This is a genomic window from Stenotrophomonas sp. SrG, from assembly GCF_050031795.1.
In the GTDB taxonomy this organism is placed as follows: Bacteria; Pseudomonadota; Gammaproteobacteria; order Xanthomonadales; family Xanthomonadaceae; genus Stenotrophomonas; species Stenotrophomonas rhizophila_A.
This window is the reverse complement of record NZ_JBNBBE010001298.1, coordinates 1-236: the sequence shown is the minus strand read 5'-3', so window position 1 is coordinate 236 and position 236 is coordinate 1. Positions and strand designations below refer to the sequence as shown.

The following is a 236-nucleotide window of genomic DNA, read 5'->3' as shown; positions in this document are numbered from 1 at the left end:
TCGTGGCTGCCCGAACTTCTGCCGGCTTCGGGCGGCGCTGTCGTGCCCGATAGCGCCGCGTTGCCTGCCGGCCCTGCGCCCGCACGCCCCTCGCCAGCAACCCTGCAACAGAGGCTGGTCGAACATCAGGGCAACCGGGAGCAACTGGCCGCACAGCGGGGCGAATCGCGCACGACGCTGTGGCGTTGGCTGCGGCACCCCGTTTGACCAACGCCGCTGACCGCGCGGTGCGCAGC

1 pseudogene is annotated in these 236 nt (G+C 72.0%); it reads left to right on the top strand.

From position 1 onward, the window contains the following. Positions 1-207 (top strand): annotated as a pseudogene (locus tag ACQG3P_RS23610) (propionate catabolism operon regulatory protein PrpR); the annotation flags it as partial. Positions 208-236: the final 29 nt, after the last annotated feature.